The sequence below is a fragment of the Botrimarina sp. genome (assembly GCF_040219535.1).
Classification (GTDB): domain Bacteria; phylum Planctomycetota; class Planctomycetia; order Pirellulales; family Lacipirellulaceae; genus Botrimarina.
The window spans coordinates 28,346-51,411 of sequence record NZ_JAVJSH010000027.1; the positions used below are offsets into that span (position 1 = coordinate 28,346).

The window sequence follows — 23,066 nt, forward strand, 5'->3', positions numbered from 1 at the left end:
GCCACGCCACTGACTTGGTGGGGCGTGCTCAGACGTGCCGCGCGGCGCAAACGTGGCTGATCAGCTGGGCCACGCTGCTGGCGTCCATCTTGCGCATGATCTTGGAGCGCCGGAGTTCGACGGTCCGCAGCCCGATCGACAGCCGCTGGGCAATCTGCTTGTTGGCCAAGCCGTCGAGCATCAGGTCGAGCACGTCGGACTCGGCCGAGGTGAGCGCGGCTAACGACTGCCGGTGCTTCGCTGCGGCCCGCCGCTGCGGCTGCTTGCGGCGCGCCGGTTCGACGACCTCGCTCAGGTGCTGCGACAGCGAGTCGCTCGACTGCGACAGCGGCAAAAGCCCCGACGCGCCCTGATTGACGACCGCCGCCACGTGCTGCAGACCCGCGTCGGCCGAAGCGACGACGATCGACGCATCGGGCGCCGCGGCGCGGGCTCGGGCGACCAGCCGCAATGCGGCGATGCGTCCACAGTCGCCGTGCAGCACGACGATGTCGGTCGGATCGGCGACCTGTCCGGTTTTGCTCTGCTTCTCGAACCAGGCCTCGGGGGCAGCGAAGCGACGAGCGGCGGCGCCCAGCGGCGCAGCGGCTGCGGCGATCGCGTGCGGGTCGCCCCCGTCGATCGAGATGATGTCGATCGAAACCTCAGAGTGGGGGGCGCCCGCGTGCCCGTTCGCGGAGTTGGCGTCGGTAGCCGGGTAGTCCGATTGCGTCATGGTCGCGGTCAACTCAATACCTCGTACTGCGTCTCTAGCCGGTGTTGGAAACCGTCGCGTCGCTTCGGTTTCCGCGAGGCAAGATCATTGTCAACACGCCGCAGCTCGACGAGCTATACGGCTCATTTAATGCCTAAGGCGCCAAAAACCGCATGTTTCTGCCGCTAGGTCAGCTGTGACACCTAAGCCTGATTGCGGCCGGACGCGAAAGCACGTGCGGTTTGCCGCTGACGTCTCGATTCTATCGCTTCGCCCTTACGCCTGAGCGGAACGCAGCGATTGCATAAGCTGCTCGTCGCCGGGGCTGGGCACGAGATCGACCTCCCCCAGCCGGCTGGGCAGGACGAAGCGGATCTCGCCGTCGTGCACCTTCTTGTCGCGCCACATGAGGCTCGACAATTCCCCGAGGTCGATGCCCCGCGGCAGCTTCACGGGCAGGCCGAATCGCCGCAGCAGGCTGAGCTGCCGGTTGGTCTCGTCGGCCGTGATGCGGCCCATCAGTTCCGCCATGCGCGACGCGCAGACCATGCCGATTGAGACCGCCTCGCCGTGGAGCAGCTGCTCGTAACCGGTCGCGGCTTCGAGGGCGTGGCCGAAGGTGTGCCCGTAGTTGAGCTTCGCCCGGGCGCCGGTCTGCTCGGTCTCGTCTAGCTGCACGATCTGGGCTTTGAGCTGGCAGCTCCGCTGGATCACGCGCCGCAGGGCGCCCGCGTCGCGCGCCACGATGGCGTCGGCCGAGGCCTCCAGCCAGCCGAAGAAGTCCGCGTCGAGGATCACGCCGTACTTGACGACTTCGGCCAGCCCGGCACGGAACTCGCGGTCGGGCAGGGTCGACAGCACGTCGGTGTCGACCAGCACGCCCCGCGGCTGCCAGAACGCGCCGACCATGTTCTTGGCGCCCTCGAGGTTGACGCCCGTCTTGCCGCCGACGGAGCTGTCGACCTGGGCCAGCAGGGTGGTGGGGAATTGGAAGAAGGTGAGCCCGCGGGCGAAGGTGGCGGCTATGAAGCCGGCGATGTCGCCAACCACGCCGCCGCCGACGGCGACCACGACCGTTTGGCGGTCGCAGCCCTCGTCGACCATCGTCTGCCAGAGGTCGGCGGCCACGTCGGGCGACTTGCTGGTCTCGCCCGCGTCGACCACCAGCACGTGGGCCTCGACGCCCGCGTCGACAAAGCGGTCGGCGACCGCGTCGCCGTAGAGGCCGTCGACGTTCGTGTCGGTCACGACCGCCACGTGCCGCGCGCCGCCGCGGGCGTCGACGAACTCGGTCACCCGGTCGAGCAAGCCGGCGCCGATCAGGATGTCGTAGCTACGCTCGGCGAGTTCGACCCGGACGGTGGCGGTGCTGTCGGTCATATCGCTAGGAGGGGCTTCGCGCGGCGGCAGGTTTTCCACCGCCGAGGCGGTCGGTCGATCCCCGCGCCTGCGGCGCAACCAGTGGGTCGCCCAGGGCGGACTCCCTGAGCGTAAGCGGCCGGGCGCCGCGCCGCGAGGCGCCGGCCGCCTCGGCGGTGGGCGGATTGCTCTAGAGCGGCGAGTCCCCAACGGCTACCGTCCGCGCCCCCCGGTCGCCACCCCCTGTGGCGGCCGCGGTCCGCGTCGACGCGAGGTCTCGGGATGCACACGCTAGCGGTCATCAACCAGAAAGGCGGAGTGGGCAAGACCACCACAGCGGTCAACTTGGCCGCCGCCCTGGCGCGGTCGGGCGCTAGGGTGGGGGTGATCGACCTCGACCCGCAGGCCCACGCGACGCTCCACCTCGGGGCCGAGCCGAAGCGGCCCTCGGCGACCACCTACGACCTGCTGGCGGGCGACGCCACACTCGAGCAGGTGTGGGTCACGACCGACGAAGGTGTGCGGGTCGCGCCGGCCCACATCGACTTGGCGGCTGCCGAGCTGGAGCTCGCCGGCACGGTAGGCCGCGAGGTCATTATGCGGGACCGCCTGCGAGCCGTGACCGATCTGGATTACGTGCTCATCGACTGCCCACCCTCCTTGGGGGTGTTGACGATCAACGCCCTGACGGCGGTGGAAGACGTTTTTCTGCCGCTCCAGCCGCACTTCCTCGCGCTGCATGGCTTGAGCAAGCTGATGAAGACGGTCGACCTAGTCGCACAGCGGCTCAATCCGCGGCTGAAGATGGCGGGCGTGGTCATGTGCCTGTACGAGTCCGGCACGCGGCTAGCCAGCGAAGTGACGACCGACGTGGAGTTCTACTTCGAGCAACTCCGGGAGCGCGGAGGACCGTGGCGGCATATTCGCTTGTTCGAAACGCGGATCCGCCGGAATATTCGGTTGGCCGAAGCGCCGAGTCACGGTGCGTCGATCTTCGGGTACGACGCTGCGAGCCGCGGGGCGGAAGACTACCGGGATCTGGGCGGGGAGGTGCTCGCGTACTATGCGGGTCGAGAGATGTTAGCCGCCGCTTAGGGGGCCTCTCCGACTGGCCGGAGCGGGTTGTGAGGTTGGTTCGTCGCGGCGCTGCGGGCCTCGTCACAACCCGGCCTTTTCGCAGGACTTATGGAACTCAGCGCGGTCCCGAAGCGTCTCAATTGCGTCGGGACAGAGCGCGTCAAAATTGAACAATCGTCTCATATTGAGAGACGCTCGATGGCAGAGCTGTCGAGTTGATTGTCGATTTTGACAGTTCGTCAGATTTACAGGCCGTCCGTTTCGCGGTTGGTTCTGGGTCTGGCGGAGACGTAAGTCATTTGCCGGTAAGGATTCAGCGGTATTGGCTGAGTCGCTAGCGTGGCTTTCGTGTAATCGCCTGGCACAAACGTTGCTTTAGTAAGTGCCCGGCCGCAGTTCTACCGCCTGCGATGGAGATGCGGTGATCCGCTGCGGCCGAATCCCAATGTCCCAAGGAAGCTCGCGAACCGTCTTAGCGCGAGGGACAGAGGGCTCACCAACAAGACGACGGGGAAGCAAGGATTACTTCCCACCGGACGTCGAACTCTCCGACTGAGGAGATTCGCCACGATGACTATCAAAGCCATGGACGCACGCCAGCAAGATCTCGCGGCGCTAGCCGATCGTCCGCTCGCGGAATTGTCCGACGAGCAATTGCTCGCTCTACACCAGCAGAGCGAAGTAGAGGATCGCCCCTACCTGGCGACCCTCATCGAGCGGTACGAGCGCGAGCTGTACAGCTTCTTACGCCGCTACCTGGGCGACGCCACGATGGCCGAAGACGCCTTCCAGGCGACGTTTCTCCAGGTGCACCGCAAGGGGCACCTCTTCGATTCCAGCCGCAAGTTCCGGCCCTGGCTGTACACGGTCGCGACCAACCGCGCGATCGACCTGCAGCGTCGTAACAAGCGTCACCAAGCGGTCAGCCTCGACCGCACCAACCGCGCCGACCAGTCCGAGACCGGCTCTCTGATCGATCTTTTGCCGTCGACCGAGTCGGGCCCGGGCGAACGCTTCGAGCTCGCCGAGCGTACGGAGTGGGTGAAGCGAGCGGTCGCGACCCTGCCGGAGCAGCTTCAGCAGGCCGTGTCGCTCGTGTATTTTCGTGGGATGAAGTACCGCGAAGCGGCGGCCGAGCTCAGCGTGCCGGTAGGCACCGTGAAGAGTCGGCTCCACTCCGCGGTCGGACGCCTCGGCCAGCAGTGGCGCGAGTCGCACCCGAACGCCTGAGCCCCCGTGGACATCGTTCCAACAGCGGGCCGCCCGGCTTCGGGCGGCCCGCTTTTTTTGTTGTGCTGCCACCGGCGGCGTCTCCCGAGCTAAGCTTTGAGTTGGCGTAGCGGCTGGCCGCTCGCCGGCGAGCCGCGATGACCGTATGGGTCGGCAAGGCGATGGGTGACGACGAATTTCTGGTCCGCTACTGCCTGGGCGACCTCGACCAGTCCGAACGGGACGAGATCGAGGCGCGGCTCCGCAGCGATCCGGCGTTCGCCGCGCACTTGGCCCAGATCCGCGAGTGCCTGCAGGACGTCTGCCGCGATGACGGGCCTCAGCCCGCCGAGCCCAGGGAGTCGCCGCCCGAGTCGCTCGCCTCGCGGACGGCGGCCGCTGTGATGGCCGCTCCTCCCTACGACGGGCCCGACGACAACGCCGTCGGCTTGTCGCCCGAGCGTGGCGCCGGCCTTTCCGAGCGACGCTTCAGCCTCGTCGAAGTGGCGACGGTCGGCGTCGCGGCGCTGCTGCTGGGCATGCTGATTCTGCCCGCCATCCAGACCGGCCGTGAGGCCTCACGACGATTGGTCTGCGCGAACAACCTGCGGCAAGTCGGGGCCAACCTGCAGCAGTACTCGATAGAAAACTTCCGTCGCTACCCGCCGATCGGCCCCGGCGTGCACGCCGGGATGTTCTCGGTGATGCTGGTCGACGACGGATTCGTCACCGCAGAGCAATTGGAGCGGCGCTTGCTGTGCCCCTCGTCGTGGCAAGCGGAGGAGGTTCGCGCCGGCTCTCACCGGGTTCGGATCCCTTCGAGCGAAGAGGTCCGGCTCGCGTCGGACGAGCTGGTCTCGCTGCTGATGCGGCAGGCGGCCGGCAGCTACGCGTACCGACTGGGCCACCTGCATAAGCGGGCGTACTGGTACCCGCGCGACCGCGGCGACAGCCGCGCGCCGGTCATGGCCGACGCCCCCGAGTACACCCTGCCGACGGTGCTCGTCAGCCGCAACCACGGCCCCTGCGGCGAGAACGTGCTGTTCCAGGATGGCCGCGTTGCGTTCGTGACGAGTTGCTACTCGCAGTCGGGCGTCGACCACTTGTTCCTCAACGACGCGGGCCAGCTAGCCGCCGGCCGGCGCCCGGCCGACGTGGTCCTCGCCCCCGGCGACGTGACGCCGGGCGTGTCGGGCGTGGTCAGCATCCAGTACTGAGGTCTTGGCGCCGGCCGCAGCAGCCGGCTCGCGGCGGTTGCGTCGACGCGACACGACCAGCGGGGATGATGTCGAAAACCGACACGCTTCCCGCCCTTTGCGGCCCTGTGTCTTCGCCTTAAGGCCTTGTGGGACAACGCGTTGGCTGCGTTCTTGCAGCCGCGTAGGGGGGTTTGGCTTCCCGCGTGCTCGCGGGGTCGGGCAGTACGCCCGCTCCCCCGAAGCGTTGTCGGTATGCACGCCCGTTGCTTGGTAGAGATCGCCGCTGTGCTCGGCTTCACGGCCGGGCCGCCGTTGCGGCGCGGCGACCCGCTCGCGAGCGACGCGCTGGCCGAGTACTGGATCGCGTCGCGGTGCCGTTTTGACACGTGGGGCAGGGGGTTGCGTCGGCTGGGTCACAGCCATTCGGCGCCCCCCAGCGAGGAACCGAGCGATTTGCTGACGCGGCTGGTCGAAGAGATCCTCTTGTCCGAGGTGCTCGCCCGTGTCGTCACGGGGGTGGCGGTCCTCAGCGATCGCGCGTTGGGCCGCGAAGACGCGTCGATCATCGCGGCCAGCACGCTCGACGGATGCCTCGAAGCGAAGCGCCGGCTGCGTTCGCTGCTCTCGGCCTGGTGGCCGCCCGACGCGCCCCGCACTCGGCACGCCGAAACGCTCCGCCGGCTTTCGTCGCGTTGGTCGGACGTGCTGTTGGCCCGCCTCGGCAGCGGGTCGGAGTTCGCCCGTCTGGCGACCGACCGACGCCGCTTCACGCAGTCGCGACGCGACACACTCGAGGAAGACCCGGCCGCGGCGCGCGTGGCGGAGCGCCTGACGCTGGTCGCGATCCGCGAAGCGATGCGCGGCGCCGGCTCGCCGCCGGTCTCCGCCGCGCAGAACGAGCGAGTCGGCTCGGCCGCGTTGGGCCTGCTAGCCGCCGGCTCGTTCGACTCCTTTGGCCTGCCACGCCCCGCGTGGATGCTGCGGGCGGAGCGCGTCGTCGACGAGACCGTCGGGCTGATCGGCTTGGCGACCGAAGGGCCGGCCGAGCCGAACCCGCGCGACCTGGGCCCGACGGTCTCCCGGTGGTGGCTCTAAACCGCCCGCGCCCGGCGGAAGGCGGGCCCGCGGCCGACCGTGGTCACGGCGTTGCGGACGCCTCGGCGCGCTGCTTTTCGCGCTCGGCGACGCGCTCCCGGATCTGATCCAGGTCGTCGTCTGGTGTGGCGGCGATGAGCTTCTGCGTGTAGGCCTCGCGTGGCGCGGCGTAGATCGCCTCGGAGGGGCCGAACTCGACGATCCTACCCCCCACGGCGCCGCTCTCGCCCTCGACAGGTACCGGCTGCATCACGGCCATCATGTCGGCCATGAACTTCACGACCGACAGGTCGTGGCTGATGAAGATGTACGTCAGCCCGCGGCTCTCTTGCAGACGCTTCAGCAGGTTCAGCACCTGCGCCTGAACCGAAACGTCGAGCGCCGACACCGACTCGTCGCACACGAGGAATTCCGGCTCCACGGCCAGCGCCCTGGCGATACAGATCCGTTGGCGTTGGCCGCCGGAGAACTCGTGCGGGTAGCGGCGGAGGTAGGCGCTGGAGAGGCCGACCTCGTCCATCAGCTGGGCCGCCATATCGCGGCGCTCGCGCTTGTTCTTGCCGAGGCCGTGCACGGTCATCGGCTCGACGATCGTCGACTCGACGGTCATCCGCGGGTTCAGCGAGCCGTAGGGGTCTTGGAAGATGATCTGCATGCGGCGGCGGAGCTTGCGCAACTCGCCCCGGCCGAGCGACGCGACGTGTTGTCCGTCGAACAGCACGTCGCCGCTGGTCGGCTCGATGAGCCGCAGGATCGCGCGGCCGGCGGTGGTCTTGCCGCAGCCCGACTCGCCCACCAAGCCGAGCGTCTGCCCGCGGTACACCTTGAACGAGATGCCGTCCACCGCCCGCACGTGGTCCACCACGCGGGAGAGGAGGCCGCGTCGCACCGGGAAGTGGACCTTCAGGTCTCGGACCTCGAGGAGGGGTCGCGTCCCCTCGTCGACGGACGTCGTGTCGGCGGCGTGGCCCGCTTGCTCCCACGGGTGGCCCATCGCGGCCAGCTCGCTCTTGGGGTGGAGCAACCGCCCGCGGCCGTGGGTGGTCATCCGCTGGATGTCCGCCTCGGAGAGCTGCTTCTCGATCACCTCCACGTGCTCGACGCCCGCGTCGTCGACGCGCGCGCGGGTCTCCATGAAGTCGGACACCGTCGGCAGCAACCGGTACTTCGACTCCAGCCGCGGCCGGCAAGCGAGCAGGCCCTTCGTGTAGGGGTGCTTAGGGTTCTCGAAGATCTCCAGCACCGAGCCGTACTCGACCATCTTGCCCCGTAACATCACGAGCACGTCGTCGGCGATCTCGGCGATCACCCCCAGGTCGTGCGTGATGAACAGGATCGACATGCCGCGCGAGTCGCGCAGCCGCCGGAGGATGTCGAGGATCTGCGCCTGGATCGTCACGTCGAGCGCGGTGGTCGGCTCGTCGGCGATGAGCAGCTCGGGGTCGCACGACAGCGCCATGGCGATCATCACGCGTTGCTTCTGCCCGCCGGACATCTGGTGCGGGTAGCTGTCGACGCGCGACGCGGGGTTGGGGATGCCGACCTCGTCGAACAGCTCGATGGTGCGTTGGCGCGCGTCGGCCTTGCTCAGGCCCTGGTGCAGGCGCAGCGCCTCGACGACCTGGGCGCCGACGGTGAAGACCGGGTTGAGCGAGGTCATCGGCTCTTGGAAGATCATGCTGATCCGGTCGCCCCGCACGCTGCGCATCTGCGGCTCGGGGAGGCCGACCAGGTCCTTGCCCAACAGCGAGATCGACCCGCTCTCGATCTTCGCGCTGCTGGCCAGCAGGCGCATGATCGACAGGCTCGTGACGCTCTTGCCGGAGCCGCTCTCTCCGACGATGCCGAGCGTGCGCCCCGCGTCGATGCGGAACGACACGTCGTCCACGGCCGGGACCACGCCCTCCTCGGTGTGGAAGTAGGTCCGCAGGTTCTGGACGTCGATGACCGCTTCGGACATGGCGATGTGGGGGAGGGCCTTTACTGCGGAGGACGGGGAGCAGGCTGTCGGCTTCCAGCGGTCAGCAATCAGCAGTCAGTAGCCAGTGGTCAGTAGCCAGTAATCTGCTGACAGCCGATAGCCACAGTGACCGCGTCGAAATACCAAGCGGACCGGCCTCGCAACGCGTCACTTAAAATCACTCAGCTTGTTCACGTCCGCCTGCTTGCCGACGACCAGCAGCACCTGGTCGGCGGACAGCACGTAGTCGCCGCCGGGGAACATCTGCAGCTTGCCGGTGAGGGCGTCTTTCACGCCGACGATCCACACGTTGTGCTTGCGCCGCAGGTCGAGCGTCTGCAGCGTCTTGCCGGCCCACTCGTCGGGCGAGGCGACCTCCACGAAGCTGTACTCCGGGTCGATCGCGAGGAAGTCCAGCACGTTGGGCCACGTCATCCGGTCGGCAAGCTGCCGGGCGATCTCTTCCTCGGGGAAGATCACGCGGTCGACCCCCAGGCACTTGAGGATCCGCGCGTGCTCGTCGGTCACGCCCTTGACGATAACCTGCCTGGCCCCGAGCTCGCGCGTGTGCAGGGTCGCGAGCAGCGACCGCGTGATGTCCTCGCCCATGCTGATGATCACCGCGTGCGCCTGGGCGATCGGCAGGTGGGAGATCGAGTCGCGGTCGCGGGCGTCGCCGATGACGGCTTCGTAGAGCACGTCCTTGAGCGACTCGACGCGTTCCTTGTTGCTGTCCATGCCGGTCACGCGGCAGCCGTTCTCGCCCAGGCGCTCCGCGAGCGCCCCGCCGAACGAGCCCAAACCGATAACGACGAATTGCTTGTGTTCGGCCAAGGGGAGGCTGGAGGCTGGAGGACGCAGGCTGTACGACGCGCCGGGGGGCGTGGCTCGGGCGGGGGGTGCTTCGATCTCCCCATTAGCCCCGGGGGCCCCGCCCTGGGAAAGGGGGCCGGCCGCTCCGGGGGGCTCAGCCCACGAGCGGTTCCTCGGTGGGGTACTCGACCCGCTCGTTCCGCGCCGAGTGCGACAGCGCGACGAACGTGGTGATCGGCCCCAGCCGCCCCATGAGCATCAGCACGATCACGATCGCGCGGCTGGCGGGCTTGAGGTCGACGGTCAGCCCAGTCGACAGGCCCACGGTGCCGAGGGCCGAAATGGTTTCGAACAGGGTCTCCATGAACAAACCGGCCGAGCCGGTGTGGCCGAACGCGGACTGCTCGATCACCAGCAGCCCGGTCAACGCGACCGCCGCCACCCCCACGAACAGCATCGCCGTAGCGACCGCCCGCTCGACGCTCTCCGGCGGCAGCGTGCGCCGGAACAGGTTCACCCGCGCGTAGCCCTGGAAGGTCGCCCACGCGCGCAGCGTGATGATCGCCGCGGTGCTGACCTTGAACCCGCCGCCGGTGCTGCACGGCCCCGCGCCGATCATCATCAGCAGCACGCTGATGAAGAGCATCGCGTTGGTGAGCTCGGCGATCTCGACCGTGTTGAAGCCGGCCGTGCGGCAGGTGATCGAGTGGAAGGCCGCTTTGAGCACACGCGTGGTGACCGGGTCGTCGACGAGCACGCCGTCGTGCTCCAGCGCGAGGAAGCTCGCGAAGCCAACCACCAGCAACACTCCGGTGCCGATCAGCATGATCTTGGTGTGCAGTTGCAGCCCGCTCCAGCGGTTCGCGGCGGGGCGTTTGCGGCTCTTCCACAGGTCGTTCACGACCGGGAACCCGAGCCCGCCGATGACGATCAGCAGGCCGATCGTCGCGTTGACGACCAGGCTGTCCGCGAACGGCATCAGGCTCTGGTCGTGCAGCGCGAAGCCCGCGTTGCAGAACGCCGAGATGCTGTGGAACAACGCGTGCCAGACCGCGTCGGCCTGCGAGGCCCACAGCCCCTCCTCCGCGTAGTGCTCGTAGTTCGCCAAGTTGTACGCGCACAAGATGGCGAAACCGACCGCCTCGCACAGGCCGGTCATCACGAGCACGTTGCGGAGGATTCGGCGGATGTCGCCCTGGTCGCCCGCGCCGAGGGTCTCGGCGACCACCTTGCGGCGCCGCAGGCTGCCGCTGCGGTCGAACTGCACCACGATAAACGTGGTGACCGTCATGATGCCGATCCCCCCCAACTGCACCAGCGCGATGATCACGGCCTGGCCCAGCAACGAGAAATCGTGCGGCGTGGAACGCACGATCAGCCCCGTCACGCACGACGCGCTGGTCGACGTGAACAACGCATCGAGCGCCGTGATCGGCGCCGCCGGGTCCGCCGCGCACGCGGGCACGAAGTACAGCACCGCGAACCCCACGAGGATCAGCGCCGCGTACCACGTGAGCGACGCCCGCCCGGGGTACTGATTGATCGAGCCGACGAGCTGCGGCATGGCGCGAGCGTGCGAGAGGGGAAAGCGGAAAGCGGAAAGTGGAATGCGGGAGGGGGAGCACGAAAAGGGAGAGTCAGAGCCCGGCGGGGCGCGTGACGGCCCGCTCGCGCGGCGCTCCGCTTTCTGCTTCCCCCTTTTTCGTTCACCCCTTCACGTCGGTCGGGCCGGTGAACTTCACCTTGCCGGGGCGGTCTTGGTAGTTCGCCAGCTCGCCGGCGATATCGGCCGCCGCGCGGGCGCCGGCCATCGACGGCGGCCCCTCGGCCAGCTCCACGGGCGTGGCCGGCTCGCTGTCGCGGCGCAGGTGCAGCGTCTGGGTCGGGAACGCGAACGACACGCCGACCGACTCGGCCAGCCGGAGGATGTCCGCCAGCAGCCGGTGCCGCTCGCGCAGCTCGGTCGGCCAGTCGCCGGCCTCGAAGAACACGACCATCAGCACGTCGAGCGAGCTGGGCCCGAAGTCGTTGAAGTACACCGCGTAGAAGTCCTTGCGCGTGTGCGGGTGGCGGCGGATCAGCTCGCGGATCCCCTCGCAGAAGGCCTCGATCCGGTCCGGCGGGGTGCCGTACTCCAGGCCCAGCTTGCCCAGGTAACGGCGGTACCGCCGGCGGCCCCAGTTGTCGACCACAGAGCTGGCGAGCTTGCTGTTGGGCATCGTCACCTGGCTGTTCTCGGCGGTGCGGATCGTGGTGCTGCGGAAGCCGAGCGCCTCGACCTCGCCGACGATGCCCTCGATCTTCACGAAGTCGCCGACCTCGAACGGGCGGTCGAAGAGCAGCGACAACGAGCCGACGAAGTTGGAGAGCGTCTCTTGCGAGGCGAGCGCGATCGCGATGCCGCCGATGCCCACGCCGGCCAGCAGCGTGGTCGGCAGCTCTGCGGAGAAGGTGGCCATCGCCGCGACGGCGCCGACCGCGACCACCAACACCTTCAGCGTCGACGAGGCCAGCGGCAGCATCAGCTTGTTGAACGACAGAGACTGCCGCCCCGCGCGGCGCTCGAAGTACGCGACGACCACGTCGATCACCGCGAAGGCCGCGAAGACCGCCGCGATGATCATCACGGCGACCAGGACCGGCATCAGCACGTTGGTGACCGGCGTCGGAAGGTTGAGTAAGCCGACGCCGACGACCCATATCATCGCGTTGGTCAGCCTGCCGACCGGCTTCCAGACCGCGCGGGTGGTCTCGCGGGTGTTGTCGAAATCGGGATCGACGCGCTGCAGCGCCTCGTCGGCGAAACGCGTCAGGCCCCGCCGGGTGACGACCTCGACCAGCCGGCTCACCGGCAGCACCACCAGCAGCAAGCAGAGCCACTGGTAGGTCTTCATCAAGAAGTAGGTGTCGCGCGTCCACTCCGGGAACTGCTCCTCGATCAGAACGCTCAGCGGAACCGTGGGCTCGCCCGCCCGATCGGCCTCCTTGAGCCGCTTGCGCGCGCCGGTCTCGTTGAACAGCTCGTCGATCTCGGCGACCGTCGTGGCGCTGAACCGCCAGCGGCCGTCGTCGCCGCGCGCGAGCGTGATCCGCGAAGATCGGTCCGACTCGGCGAAGCCGCGACGGGTCTCCCAGTCTTTGAGCGACCAGGCCGCCTCTTCCTCGGTCAGCTCGCCCTCTTTTGGGATCCCGGCGAACGCGTCGAGGTTGGTGGCCACCCCGTCGGGGTCGGCCGGCGGGCTTTCGGCCGGCGGGGGCAGCTCGCCGAGTTGGCTCAGCACCTCGTACAGCTTGAACGACAGGTTCGGCCCCCGGCTGCCCGCGGCGGCCGAACTCATCCCCGACAGGTCGAGCAACTCGGCCGCCTTGCCCTTCGCGTCGAGCCGCATCCGCTGCACGAAGGTCGCCACCGCGGCGCGCGGCGACCGCATCGCGGGCGGGACCGGCGTGGCCTCGGCCGGGCCGTTGGGCTGGGCCTCGTCGGCCGCCTGGGCGCCCGCCGTGCCGGTGGCCGCGGGCAGCGACTGCCCGTGCGTGTCGCCGACCACCAGGGCAAAGCACAGCGCGAGCAACAAGCCCGGCGCCGGGCGAGCGAGCATCGAGGTCTTCAGCGGATTGATCACAAGGGAACGCGTCATTGGAGAGTGCGGCATGGCCACGCGAGAGTCGTCCACGCGAGCGTAAGCGCCCCAGCCTAGGGCGGAAGCCCCAACACGGCGCCGGAGCAAAACCCGCCCACGTGCTCCGCCGCACGCCGCCCGAGGAAGTCGGGGGCACGCGGCGCTTGCCCCCGTTGGCGGCGGCTGAGGGGCCGGCGTTTCGGGCAGTGCGAGGCTAGGGGCAGCCGGCCGCGCGGGGGTTTGCTGGCTTTTTTCTGTCGATTCGGCGATACTTTACCATCCCCCGCCGGCCCCGCGGCAAGGCGGCGGGTCCGCTCCGCGCGTGGCGCCACCGATGGCCGGCGTGCGGCTCGCCGAACCTCCTCCGGAACAGAGGTCCACCGCCGATGAATACAAGCCGCCTCCCCACCGCCCCCCGCCAGCCGCACACGGCCCGGCCGGGCTTCACGCTCGTCGAGCTGCTGGTGGTGATCGCCATCATCGGCATCCTGGTCGCGCTGCTGCTGCCCGCCGTCCAGGCCGCCCGCGGCCGCGCCAGGCAAGCCGAGTGCTTGAACAACCTCAAGCAACTCGGCACGGGGATGATCAACTACGAGACCTCCAGGCAAAAGTTCCCGGGCTACGTGCAGCCGGTGAAGCGGAGCGACGGGACGTTCTTGCGGGTCGACACGACGGGCGGCATGTCGGGCTACCAGATGTACAGCACGCCCGAGCGTGCTGCGTCGTGGATCAGCTGGGTCGGCGTGATCACGCCGCAGATCGACTTGCAGAGCGTTTACGACGCGATGACCGATGGGACGGTGGTCGGTTCCGGTACTGGTGCTGAAACGCTCGCCAGCATCCGGCCGAACGGGTCGATGATCTGCCCGGCCGACTCGGAGCTCGCTTCGATCGAGACCAATGCCGGCCTGTCGTACATCGGCAACGCGGGCAACTGGGACCACGACGGCTCGACGTACCTGGGCGACGCCAAAGAGAACGGCCTGCTGCACAACCTCACGCTCGGCAACGTGACCACCAAGCTCGGCGACATCCCCGACGGCGCGGCGTCGACGCTGTTGCTCAGCGAAAACCTGCACAAAGAGATCGAAGACGTCTTCTACAGCTGGATGGGAATCTCCAATCCTCAACTCTTTGGCGAGCAGCAGTACGGCATGGTTTGGACGACCAGCCTCAACCCGGCCGCCGAGACCAACCCGCGGCTCTTCCAGTTCCCGATCAGCACCGAGATCTTGGGCAGCGCGATAGGCCCGCCGTACCCGGTCGACGTCCCCGCGTTCGCCCGCCCGGCGAGCGGTCACCCGGCCGGCACGGTCAACGTGTTCTTCGCCGACGGCCACGGCGGCAGCCTCGCCCAAGACATCGACCCCACGGTCTACCAGCGCCTGCTCACGCCAGAAGGGCGGAAGTGTCTTGATCCGCTGAACGGAGACAGCGGGCCCACCGGCCCCATCATCACGCAGCTCCGCAATCTTGCGCCGCTGGCGAATAGCGACTACTGATCCCGCTCGCGCACCCCCGTCCCTCATCTCTCGTCCCCCGTCCCTCCACGAGCCCGGAGCCCCGCTACGGCCGGCAAGAACAAAGCGAAGAAGCCCGCCAAAGGCGACGACCCCAACGAGCGGACGGTCGCGACCAACCGCAAGGCGCGGCACGAGTACGAGGTGCTCGACAAGCTCGAGTGCGGCATCGTGCTGGTCGGCAGCGAGGTCAAGTCGCTGCGCAACGGCCACGTTTCGCTCGAAGAGGCTTACGGCCGCGTGAAGGGCGGCGAGGTGTTCCTCGTCGGCTGCACGATCGAGGAGTACCGCAACTCCGCCCACCAGCAGCACGAGCAGAAGCGCTGGCGCAAGCTCCTGCTGCACCGCCGCGAGATCGCCAAGTTCGCCCTGCGCGCGTACGAGAAGAACCTGACGCTTGTGCCCCTGAAGCTCTACTTCAAAGAGGGCCGCGCGAAGCTCCTGCTCGGCCTCTGCCGCGGCAAGAAGTCGTACGACAAGCGCGAGTCGCTCAAGAAGAAAGACGCCCAACGAGCCATGGACCGCGCAATGCGGCCGCGGTGAGTAAGGAAGAGGGAAGAGGGAAGAGGGAAGCGAGCCCACGACGTAAGTCGTGGGTGGGAACCAAAAGATCAACGTCACGGAAGCGAAGCACCCCTCACCCCTCAAGCCTCGTTGTCCGCTCCCGCCGACCCGCCGCCCGCTGCCGCTACGGCGGGCCAGCCGCTCTCGGCCGACCGGCTCCGCGCGGCCTTTGCGCGGATGCTCGGCAAGCCCGAGTCGGCCGCCCCGGCCGCTCGGCCCGACCCAGAGGCCGTCACGCCCGAGGCGATCGTCGAGGCGCTGCTGTTCGTCGGCCACGCCGACGGCTCGCCGGTGTCGGCCGAAGAGATCGCCGCGGCGATCCGCGACCACGCGCCCGAGGAGATCCCCCCACTGGTGGAGCGTGTCGACGCGGCCTACGAGGCGCGCGGCGCGGGGCTGCGTGTGGAGCGCTCGGCCGGCGGCTGGCGGCTGGCGGCCGCCGACGGGCTCGAGCGCGTCGCCGATCGCTTGGCGGGGCGGGTGAAGGCCGCCCGGCTGTCCCAGCCGGCGCTCGAGACGCTCTCCGTGGTTGCGTACCGCCAGCCCATCTCCGAGGCGGAGGTGACCGACCTCCGCGGCGCCAGCAGCGCGGGCTTGCTGCGGCGGTTGGTCCGGCAAGGCCTGCTCCGCACCGACCCCGCCGAGGCCGACGGCGCCCCCCCACGCTACGCGACCACCGACCGCTTCCTGCGGACCGTCGGGCTAGCAAGCCTCGGCGACCTGCCCCGCGTCGCGGAGCTCGATGAGTAGGGGGGAATTAGGTGTCCGGTGATCGGTGGCGTAGCGCGGTTCGCAACTCTTCGCTGCCACGAGCCACCTCGCCCCGGCCCTAGGGGGTCCCCCCGGGTTTTCCGTGGGTAGCCTCAAACAAGTGCGGGTTCGGACCTCAACGCGGACAACGACGACGGGGCTTGAGCGGGCTCGGGATTGGAGAAAACCCCACGCAACGCGGCGCCCCTCTTGGCGCGCCTGGGCCGAGGGAACCCTACCCACGGAAAACCTGGGTGGACCCCCTATGGGCCGGACAGTCGGCGTGGCCCGCCGCCGCTTGGCGAACTATGCGGCGTTCCGCACGTGCGGGGCTTGCGTCCGGGGCGAACTCGTGACAAAACGTTTCAGTAGAGGACGGCCCGCGTGTGGGGCCGTCCTCGTTTTTTGTCTGTGGTAGCTGACCGTTCGCTGAGTGACCGCCCGCCGGCCGTTTGCTGCCGGCGTCCTCGTATCGGAAACTCCTCCCGTCATGACGGGCGCCGCTGCCGCCACCACCGAAGGACTCCGCGCGCAGTGCCTGCCGCGCGGCGTGGCGATTGCGCCGTCGCTCTTGGCGTGTGATTTTGGCCGCGTGGCCGAAGAGATCGCCGCTATCGAGCGGGCGGGCGCCACGCTGCTGCACCTGGACATCATGGACGGGCACTTCGTGCCCAACCTGTCGATCGGCGTGCCGGTGGTGAAAGCGGTGCGGCGGCTCACCGAGCTGCCGCTCGACGTGCACCTGATGCTCGACAACCCGGCCGAGTACGTCGCCCCGTTCCGCGACGCCGGCGCCGACAACATCACCGTCCACGCGGAGGTGCTCGACGACCCCCGGCCCTTGCTCGACCGGATCCGGGAATTGGGAGCGACGGCCGGATTGTCGGTTAACCCCCCGACGCCGATCGAGTCGATCGAAGGCGTAATCGACGCCTGCGACTTGGTGCTAGTGATGAGTGTGATGCCCGGATTTGGCGGGCAAGAGTTCAACCCGGTGGCGCTGGAGAAGCTCCGCTGGCTCCGCGACCACCCCCGCTGCAGGGCGGTGCGGGAGGTTGACGGCGGCGTCAATTCCGAGACGATTTCCGCCTGCGCCCAAGCGGGCGCCGAACTGATGGTCGCCGGCACGGCGGTCTTCGGCGCCGGAGGCGACGCGCACACAGGCGGCGGGGCGGAGGACTACGGCGCAAGGATTGCGGAACTCAGCCGGCTAGCGGAGCGAGGCGCCCGCTAGCCCCCCGCCCGGTTCCTTAACGAGAAGTGCTTGATGTTCACGTTGTTGCTAGTGCGGCCCGGCGCCACGGAGTTCGACCAGCAGGGCCGGATCCAAGGGACGCTCGACATGCCCCTGAGCGACGACGGCCGCCGCCAAGCGGCCGAGGCCGCTCCCGGCGTGGCCGCGCAGCGTCCGGCGGCGGTGTACGCCTCGCCGTGTCGTTCGGCTCAGGAGACCGCGCAGATGATCGCCGCGCAGCTCGGCCAAAAGCACAAGACGCTCGACAAGCTCAAGAACCTCGACCACGGCCTCTGGCAAGGCATGCTCGTGGAGGAGGTCCGCACCAAGCAGCCGAAGGTCTACCGCCAGTGGCAAGAGCAGCCGCAAACGATCTGCCCTCCCGGCGGCGAGACGATCCAAACCGCCCGCCTGCGCGTGAACGAAGCGCTCAAGAAGCTGCAGAAGAAGCACAAGGAGGGCGTCATCGCCCTGGTGGCGCCGGAGCCGCTCGCGAGCGTGATCGCCGCGGAGCTGCGGCAGGGCGTGGTGAGCGGCCTGTGGAAGGCCTCCGAGCGTTGCGGCGCGTGGGAGGCGATCCCCGCCGACCCGGCGCCGGTCGCCGGCGTGGCGTGACCGGGGGGGCTACGATTCGCCGAGGTCGCGCTTTCGCAGCGGCCGCTGGCCTGGACCTCTCAGACGCAGAACGATGACGCGGTCGTCTTTCACTTCGAACACGACCCGATAGACGCGGCCGTGCCGCGTACAGAACAGCGCCTGACGAACCGGTCTCGTCAGGGCCCGGCTTTCGGGCGCCGCCCCGAAGGAGTTGGGGGTGACGCGGATTCGCGCTAACGCGGCGTCCAGAGCATCGTCCCAGTTCGCCGCGCCCTGAGGCGACCGCTGGGCGATGTAGGAGTACAGCCGCCTGTAGTCGCTCTTTGCTTGGCCGATGAACTCGACGCGGTAGCTCACGCGGAGCCGCCCGAAGATCTCGCCGCCCGCTCCCTTGAGAGGAACTCTTCGGCCGGCTCGGCCGGTGCGCCACGGTCGACGGCGTCGAGTGCTTCCTGAATCGCATCGACGTCCTCGTCCAAAGCGAACGTCGACCGCCACTGCTCATAGAGCTCGTCGATCGAGAGCGCGTCGCGCTCGTGGGCGGGCAGTTCGATGGCGAAGCGGTACAAGTCGTCGAGTTGTTCGATGGTGGCCATGGCTCGATTGTAATCCGGGATTCCCGACCGGGAGACCGTTCTGCCGCGCTTCAAGCCGCCGCGTACTGCTCCGCGTAGTCCAGCACCCAGCGGTCGATGAGGTCCTTGAACTCTTCCTCGTCGAACTCGGCGATCGGTCGGTGGTGGGTGCGGGTGAAGTTCTCTTTGTTGCGGATCGCCCCCTTGGCGGTCACGTCGACCACGTGGAACTCGTTGAACGGCCCCACGAGCAGCTGCAGCCGGCTGTAGAGGTTCCGCCGCTTGCCGCGGGAGACCACCAAGTCGTCGCGGCTGAGGCCCGCGCCCCAGCCGCGGTCCTCGACGAGCGTCTGGAGCTTGAACCCCGGCACGTTGTCGGCCAGCTCTCTCAGCCGCTTCTCGATGTGCTCGGTGAGCGTCAGGCGGTGCTGCGAGTGCCGGCGCCGCTGCTCCTCCTCGCTGAGCGCCTCGGCGGCCGCTTCGAGCTCTTTCTCCGCGCGCGTGCTGTGGCCGCGTTGCGTGGCGCGTTTGAGTCGTTCGCTAAAGTCCATAACGCTTTCACTCGGGGGCGGTTGAGCCCCCAAGTTTACGGCCCCCCGGCCCAGCGGCCCAGGCGAGGGGGGGGGGCGCGGCGGCCGCCACCCGCAGCGGGTACGCTCGCGGGCATGGTGATCGAAGTCGACGTGCTCGTGATCGGCCAGGGACTCGCCGGCTCGACCCTGGTCTGGCGGTTGGCCGAGCGCGGCCTGTCGACACTCGTCGTCGACCGCGGCGGCGTGGACCCGTGGGGGCGGGCCAGCAGCTCGCGTGTCGCCGCCGGACTCGTCACCCCGGTGACCGGCAAGCGCCTGACGCTCGCGGACGACTTCGCCGAGCTTTGGGACGACGCGCGGCGTTTCTACCGCCGCGTCGAGAGGGCGACCCGCTCTACACTGCTCGACGAGGCGCCGGCCGTGCGGTTGTTCGTCGACGAAACCGAGCGCGGGCTGTTCCACTCGCGCCTGGCCGCCGGCGAGTACGGCGAGCACGCCCGCCCGGCCGACCCCCACGAGCTGCCCGCCGGGCTAGCGGCGCCGTTCGGTGGATTTGTGATGCCGTCGGCCGCGCGGCTGAGGGTCGCCGACTTCCTGCTGGCGACACGCGGCTCGCTCGCGGCCGAAGACCGCTACATCAAGGCCGACGCCGATCCCAGCGAGCTTTGCTTCCAGAGCGATCGGGTCTTGCTCGAACGCTACGGCGTGGCGGGCCGACGCGCGGTGCTCTGCCAGGGCTACGCGCCGTCGCAGCCGCCGTGGCTGGGCGGGCCCACCCTCGCGCCGGCCAAGGGCGAGGTGCTCACCATCGAGTCCGCGAGCCACGGCGACGACCGGGTCGTCCACCGCGGCGTGTGGATCGCACCCGAGGGGCCGGGCGGCTACCGCGTCGGGGCGACGACCGACCACGACCGCATCGACTCCGAACCGACCGAAGAGGGCCGCGCCGAGCTGCTCGGCCGGCTGGCCGAGGCCGGCTTGACCGACGCTCGGGTCACCGACCACTCGGCCGCGGTCCGCCCCGCCACGCCCGACCGCCGGCCGACCTTCGGGTTTTCCGAGCGACAGCCGCGGGCCGCTTGGCTGAACGGCCTCGGCGCGAAGGGCGTGCTGTGGGCCCCGACTTACGCGGACCGTTTGGCCGAGCAGGTCGCCCGGTCGCTGGGCAGCCCGTGACGGGGCAGCCCGTGACGGGATGGCTAGCCGCCCGCGATGCGCAGCTGTGAAAGCGGGGCCAAAAGCGTTAAATTGCGGGGCTCATTCGGGCGACCCGGCCGTGTCCTCTGACGCCGGCCGCCGCGCCCCCGGATCGCGACCTCGAGGAACCCGCGCGTGGCCGACGAAACCAACGGACCAGACGACCCGCAAGACACCCCGCAAGACGCCCCGGGCGGCGCCGGCCCCGAAGGGGCGACCCCCGCAGCCGGCGGCGCCGGCGCGCCGCGGAAGCCGGGTTTCGACCCGTCGACCGACGCGATCGCGCTGCGCCTCGAAGACCTGTCGATCGAGGACGAGCTGAAGCAGTCGTACCTGACGTACGCGATGAGCGTGATCGTCAGCCGCGCGTTGCCCGACGTGCGCGACGGGCTGAAGCCCTCGCAGCGGCGGATCCTCGTCGCGATGAACGACCTCGGCCTCACGCCCGGCGGCAGCACGAGCAAGTGCGCGGGCATCGTCGGCGAGACCATGAAGCGGTACCACCCGCACGGCGACGGCGCCATCTACCCGACCCTCGTGCGGATGGCCCAGTGGTGGGCGACACGCAACCTGCTGATCGACCCGCAGGGCAACTTCGGTTCGCTCGCCGGGCTGCCCGCCGCGGCGATGCGTTACACCGAGGCGCGGCTGTCGAACGTCGCCACGATGATGCTGGAGGACATCAAGCTCGACACGGTCGACTACGTCCCCACGTACGACGAGAAGCTCACCGAGCCGACCGTCCTGCCGTCGAAGTTCCCGAACCTGATGGTCAACGGGTCGGGCGGCATCGCCGTGGGCATGGCCACCAGCATCCCGCCGCACAATCTGCGGGAGGTCTGCCAGGGGGTGATCGCGCTGATCGACAACCCGGAGATCACGATCTCCGAGCTGATGGAGCACATCCCGGGGCCCGACTTCCCGACCGGCGGTGTGATCTGCGGCCGCAGCGGCATCCTCAAGGGCTACCAGACCGGCCGCAGCACGATCGTGCTCCGCGCGAAGACCGAGATCGTCGAGACCGGCAAGAAGCGGCGCATCCTCGTGCACGAGCTGCCCTACCAGCAGACGCGCGACAACATGATCGCCAAGATCGCCGGGCTGGTGAACGACGGCCGGATCGCCGGCATCAGCGCCGTGAACGACGAGTCGGACCTCAACGAGCCGGCCCGCATCGCGATCGACATCAAACGCGACGCCGACCCCGACGTGGTCCTCAACCAGCTCTACAAGTTCTCGCCGCTGCAAGACTCGCAGAGCGTGATCTTCCTCGCGCTGGTCGACGGCAAGCCCCGCGTGCTCAACCTCAAGGAGATGCTCGAGGAGTTCGTCCGCCACCGCGTGACCGTGGTCCGCCGGCGCACCCAGTTCCTCCTCGCCCGCGCGCGCAAACGCAAGCACACCGTGCAGGGCCTCTTGCTCGCCCACGCGAACATCGACGAGGTGATCCGCGTCATCCGCGCGAGCAAGACCCAGCCCGAGGCCAAGCAGGCGCTGATGCAGATCCGCACTCCCGGCGCGCTGCTGCGGCGCGCGCTGGGCGACGACGGCTACGCTCAGTTCCAGGACGAGCGCGGCGTGGCCGAGGAGTACACGCTCACGCCCGTGCAGGCCGACGCGATCCTCAAGATGACGCTCGGCCAGCTCGTGAACCTCGAGCAAGAGAAGCTCGCCGACGAGCACGCGGAGCTGCTGAAGCAGATCGCCGAGTACCTCGACATCCTCGGCGACGAGCGCCGCATCTACGGCATCATCCGCGAGGACATGGAGGACCTGCTCAAGAGCCGGATGGTCGACGCGCGGAAGACCCGGATCAGCTCCGAGGAGGTCGGCGACGTCGACCTCGAGGACCTGATCGAAGAAGAGACGATGGTCGTCACCATCACGCACAACGGCTACATCAAACGCACCGCGGCCAGCGTGTACCAGGCGCAGCGCCGCGGCGGCAAGGGCATCAAGGGCGCGAAGACCGACGAAGACGACCCGATCGAGCACCTGTTCGTCACCAGCACGCACGACTACCTGATGTTCTTCACGAACCAGGGCAAGGTCTACTGGGAGAAGGTCTACAACCTCCCCGAGCTGGCCCGCGACTCCAAGGGCCGCGCGGTCGTGAACCTGTTGAACTTCGCCGAGGGCGAGAAGATCGCCGACTGCCGCGCGGTGCGCGACTTCGACGCGCCGGACCACTACCTGATGATGGCCACCCGCAAGGGCCTCGTGAAGAAGACCGACCTGTCCGCGTACAGCCGGCCGATGAAGACCGGCATCATCGCGATCAAGCTCAAGGAGGGCGACGAGCTGGTCGACGTGGCCATCGTCCAGAAGGGCGACGAGGTTCTCCTCGCCACCGCCGACGGGATGGCCATCCGCTTCAACGAGTCCGACGCCCGCCCCATGGGGCGCAACTCGTCCGGCGTGAAGGGCGTGAAGCTCATGAAGGGCGACGAGCTGGTCGGCATGGTCGTGGCCGACCCCGACGCCACGCTGCTGACCGCCACCCAGTTCGGCTACGGCAAGCGGACCCACTTCGGCCCGAACGCGGCCGCGGGCGAGACCGCCGCCGAGCCCTCCGACAACGGCGACGACGAGTCGAGCTCTTCCGGCGCCCGCTACCGCACCCAGAACCGCGGCGGCAAGGGCCTCCGCGACATCAAGACCACCGACCGCAACGGCCGCGTGGTCGGCGTGGCCGCCGTCACCGACGACGACGAGCTGCTCATGATGACCGCCCGCGGCAAGCTCCAACGCATCCGCGCGGCCGACGTCAGCACCATCGGCCGCAACACGCAAGGCGTGCGGATCATGTCCGTCGACGAGGGCGACACCCTCGCCGCGGTGGTCGTGGTGCCGCTGGAGGAGAAGGAATCGGCCGACGAGCCGGAAGCCGCCGAGAGTGACGGGCCGTCGTGAGCAATTCGTGGCGCCTCCTTAGAAGCCCAGACAAAACCCCACCCGATTTCGGCACGGGTTTTGCGCCGTGCGTGAGTTATTGGTACGACGACTCACGACGGAGGGCCCAGCGATGGCCGATTCAAGGATGCCCAACGAGTTCTTCGACGAGTTGCAG

19 protein-coding genes and 1 pseudogene are annotated in these 23,066 nt (G+C 68.8%); 11 read left to right on the top strand and 9 right to left on the bottom strand.

Translation table 11 applies throughout. From position 1 onward, the window contains the following. Positions 1-28: 28 nt before the first annotated feature. The gene (locus RIC11_RS15975) at positions 29-727 is read right to left on the bottom strand and encodes a response regulator transcription factor (protein ID WP_350213074.1); all 699 of its coding nucleotides are present in this window, start codon (positions 725-727) and stop codon (positions 29-31) included. Positions 728-970: 243 nt separating this feature from the next. Further along, complete coding sequence (aroB, locus tag RIC11_RS15980; RefSeq protein ID WP_350213076.1) at positions 971-2,074, bottom strand: 3-dehydroquinate synthase; 1,104 nt, start codon at positions 2,072-2,074, stop codon at positions 971-973. Positions 2,075-2,335: 261 nt separating this feature from the next. On the opposite strand from aroB, the gene RIC11_RS15985 reads away from it, so the two are divergent. The 4 genes from RIC11_RS15985 (at position 2,336) to RIC11_RS16000 (ending at position 6,633) form a co-directional block, all read left to right on the top strand. Further along, complete coding sequence (locus RIC11_RS15985) at positions 2,336-3,148, top strand: ParA family protein (RefSeq protein WP_350213078.1); 813 nt, start codon at positions 2,336-2,338, stop codon at positions 3,146-3,148. 552 nt (positions 3,149-3,700) lie between these two features. Further along, a complete protein-coding gene (locus RIC11_RS15990; protein ID WP_350213080.1) occupies positions 3,701-4,360 on the top strand; it encodes an RNA polymerase sigma factor in 660 nt (219 codons plus the stop codon). Between the two features lie 137 nt (positions 4,361-4,497). Beyond that, positions 4,498-5,556 (top strand): DUF1559 family PulG-like putative transporter, encoded by a 1,059-nt coding sequence (locus RIC11_RS15995; RefSeq protein WP_350213082.1) that lies wholly within the window; start codon positions 4,498-4,500, stop codon positions 5,554-5,556. A gap of 234 nt (positions 5,557-5,790) precedes the next feature. Continuing rightward, positions 5,791-6,633, top strand: coding sequence for a hypothetical protein (locus tag RIC11_RS16000; RefSeq protein ID WP_350213084.1), 843 nt, complete (start codon positions 5,791-5,793; stop codon positions 6,631-6,633). 43 nt (positions 6,634-6,676) lie between these two features. On the opposite strand, the gene RIC11_RS16005 is transcribed toward RIC11_RS16000, so the two are convergent. From RIC11_RS16005 to RIC11_RS16020, 4 genes are all read right to left on the bottom strand, one after another. Beyond that, positions 6,677-8,593: an ABC transporter ATP-binding protein gene (locus RIC11_RS16005; protein ID WP_350213086.1), complete on the bottom strand. Its 1,917-nt coding sequence runs from the start codon at positions 8,591-8,593 to the stop codon at positions 6,677-6,679. Positions 8,594-8,761: 168 nt separating this feature from the next. Then, positions 8,762-9,427: a potassium channel family protein gene (locus RIC11_RS16010; RefSeq protein ID WP_350213088.1), complete on the bottom strand. Its 666-nt coding sequence runs from the start codon at positions 9,425-9,427 to the stop codon at positions 8,762-8,764. A gap of 133 nt (positions 9,428-9,560) precedes the next feature. Further along, on the bottom strand, positions 9,561-10,970 hold the full coding sequence (locus RIC11_RS16015) for a TrkH family potassium uptake protein (RefSeq protein WP_350213090.1): 1,410 nt from the start codon (positions 10,968-10,970) through the stop codon (positions 9,561-9,563). A 142-nt stretch (positions 10,971-11,112) separates the two neighbouring features. Next, positions 11,113-13,044 (bottom strand): mechanosensitive ion channel family protein, encoded by a 1,932-nt coding sequence (locus tag RIC11_RS16020; RefSeq protein ID WP_350213092.1) that lies wholly within the window; start codon positions 13,042-13,044, stop codon positions 11,113-11,115. A gap of 368 nt (positions 13,045-13,412) precedes the next feature. Here RIC11_RS16020 and RIC11_RS16025 point away from each other — a divergent pair, with 368 nt between their 5' ends. The 5 genes and pseudogenes from RIC11_RS16025 (at position 13,413) to RIC11_RS16045 (ending at position 17,709) form a co-directional block, all read left to right on the top strand. After that, complete coding sequence (locus RIC11_RS16025) at positions 13,413-14,528, top strand: DUF1559 family PulG-like putative transporter (RefSeq protein ID WP_350213094.1); 1,116 nt, start codon at positions 13,413-13,415, stop codon at positions 14,526-14,528. A gap of 114 nt (positions 14,529-14,642) precedes the next feature. Continuing rightward, positions 14,643-15,089 (top strand): annotated as a pseudogene (gene smpB / locus RIC11_RS16030) (SsrA-binding protein SmpB); the annotation flags it as partial. A gap of 111 nt (positions 15,090-15,200) precedes the next feature. Next, a complete protein-coding gene (gene scpB, locus RIC11_RS16035) occupies positions 15,201-15,860 on the top strand; it encodes an SMC-Scp complex subunit ScpB (RefSeq protein WP_350213096.1) in 660 nt (219 codons plus the stop codon). A 490-nt stretch (positions 15,861-16,350) separates the two neighbouring features. After that, the gene (gene rpe, locus RIC11_RS16040) at positions 16,351-17,094 is read left to right on the top strand and encodes a ribulose-phosphate 3-epimerase (protein WP_350213098.1); all 744 of its coding nucleotides are present in this window, start codon (positions 16,351-16,353) and stop codon (positions 17,092-17,094) included. Positions 17,095-17,127: 33 nt separating this feature from the next. Then, positions 17,128-17,709 (top strand): histidine phosphatase family protein, encoded by a 582-nt coding sequence (locus RIC11_RS16045; protein ID WP_350213100.1) that lies wholly within the window; start codon positions 17,128-17,130, stop codon positions 17,707-17,709. A 9-nt stretch (positions 17,710-17,718) separates the two neighbouring features. On the opposite strand, the gene RIC11_RS16050 is transcribed toward RIC11_RS16045, so the two are convergent. From RIC11_RS16050 to RIC11_RS16060, 3 genes are read right to left on the bottom strand one after another with little or no spacing between them, the layout of a single operon-like run. Further along, positions 17,719-18,048, bottom strand: coding sequence for a type II toxin-antitoxin system RelE/ParE family toxin (locus RIC11_RS16050; RefSeq protein WP_350213102.1), 330 nt, complete (start codon positions 18,046-18,048; stop codon positions 17,719-17,721). Beyond that, positions 18,045-18,287, bottom strand: a complete 243-nt coding sequence (locus RIC11_RS16055; protein ID WP_350213104.1) for a hypothetical protein — start codon at positions 18,285-18,287, stop codon at positions 18,045-18,047. The genes RIC11_RS16050 and RIC11_RS16055 overlap by 4 nt, the downstream gene beginning before the upstream one ends. A gap of 50 nt (positions 18,288-18,337) precedes the next feature. Beyond that, positions 18,338-18,817 carry a hypothetical protein gene (locus RIC11_RS16060; RefSeq protein ID WP_350213105.1) on the bottom strand — a complete coding sequence of 160 codons (480 nt, stop codon included), beginning with the start codon at positions 18,815-18,817 and terminating at the stop codon, positions 18,338-18,340. 114 nt (positions 18,818-18,931) lie between these two features. Here RIC11_RS16060 and RIC11_RS16065 point away from each other — a divergent pair, with 114 nt between their 5' ends. Both RIC11_RS16065 and gyrA read left to right on the top strand, forming a co-directional pair. After that, entirely contained in the window at positions 18,932-19,975 is a 1,044-nt protein-coding gene (locus RIC11_RS16065) for an NAD(P)/FAD-dependent oxidoreductase (protein WP_350213107.1), read from the top strand. A gap of 156 nt (positions 19,976-20,131) precedes the next feature. Then, positions 20,132-22,909 (top strand): DNA gyrase subunit A, encoded by a 2,778-nt coding sequence (gene gyrA / locus RIC11_RS16070; RefSeq protein WP_350213109.1) that lies wholly within the window; start codon positions 20,132-20,134, stop codon positions 22,907-22,909. The last annotated feature ends 157 nt before the right edge of the window (positions 22,910-23,066 follow it).

What these genes read in the sequence shown, in the direction of transcription:
- aroB (WP_350213076.1), bottom strand. Translation starts at nt 2,074, where the DNA reads ATGACCGACAGCACCGCCACCGTCCGGGTCGAACTCGCCGAGCGTAGC.
- RIC11_RS15985 (WP_350213078.1), top strand. Translation starts at nt 2,336, where the DNA reads ATGCACACGCTAGCGGTCATCAACCAGAAAGGCGGAGTGGGCAAGACC.
- RIC11_RS15990 (WP_350213080.1), top strand. Translation starts at nt 3,701, where the DNA reads ATGACTATCAAAGCCATGGACGCACGCCAGCAAGATCTCGCGGCGCTA.
- RIC11_RS15995 (WP_350213082.1), top strand. Translation starts at nt 4,498, where the DNA reads ATGACCGTATGGGTCGGCAAGGCGATGGGTGACGACGAATTTCTGGTC.
- RIC11_RS16000 (WP_350213084.1), top strand. Translation starts at nt 5,791, where the DNA reads ATGCACGCCCGTTGCTTGGTAGAGATCGCCGCTGTGCTCGGCTTCACG.
- RIC11_RS16005 (WP_350213086.1), bottom strand. Translation starts at nt 8,593, where the DNA reads ATGTCCGAAGCGGTCATCGACGTCCAGAACCTGCGGACCTACTTCCAC.
- RIC11_RS16015 (WP_350213090.1), bottom strand. Translation starts at nt 10,970, where the DNA reads ATGCCGCAGCTCGTCGGCTCGATCAATCAGTACCCCGGGCGGGCGTCG.
- RIC11_RS16020 (WP_350213092.1), bottom strand. Translation starts at nt 13,044, where the DNA reads ATGACGCGTTCCCTTGTGATCAATCCGCTGAAGACCTCGATGCTCGCT.
- RIC11_RS16025 (WP_350213094.1), top strand. Translation starts at nt 13,413, where the DNA reads ATGAATACAAGCCGCCTCCCCACCGCCCCCCGCCAGCCGCACACGGCC.
- rpe (WP_350213098.1), top strand. Translation starts at nt 16,351, where the DNA reads ATGACGGGCGCCGCTGCCGCCACCACCGAAGGACTCCGCGCGCAGTGC.
- RIC11_RS16045 (WP_350213100.1), top strand. Translation starts at nt 17,128, where the DNA reads ATGTTCACGTTGTTGCTAGTGCGGCCCGGCGCCACGGAGTTCGACCAG.
- RIC11_RS16055 (WP_350213104.1), bottom strand. Translation starts at nt 18,287, where the DNA reads ATGGCCACCATCGAACAACTCGACGACTTGTACCGCTTCGCCATCGAA.
- RIC11_RS16060 (WP_350213105.1), bottom strand. Translation starts at nt 18,817, where the DNA reads ATGGACTTTAGCGAACGACTCAAACGCGCCACGCAACGCGGCCACAGC.
- RIC11_RS16065 (WP_350213107.1), top strand. Translation starts at nt 18,932, where the DNA reads ATGGTGATCGAAGTCGACGTGCTCGTGATCGGCCAGGGACTCGCCGGC.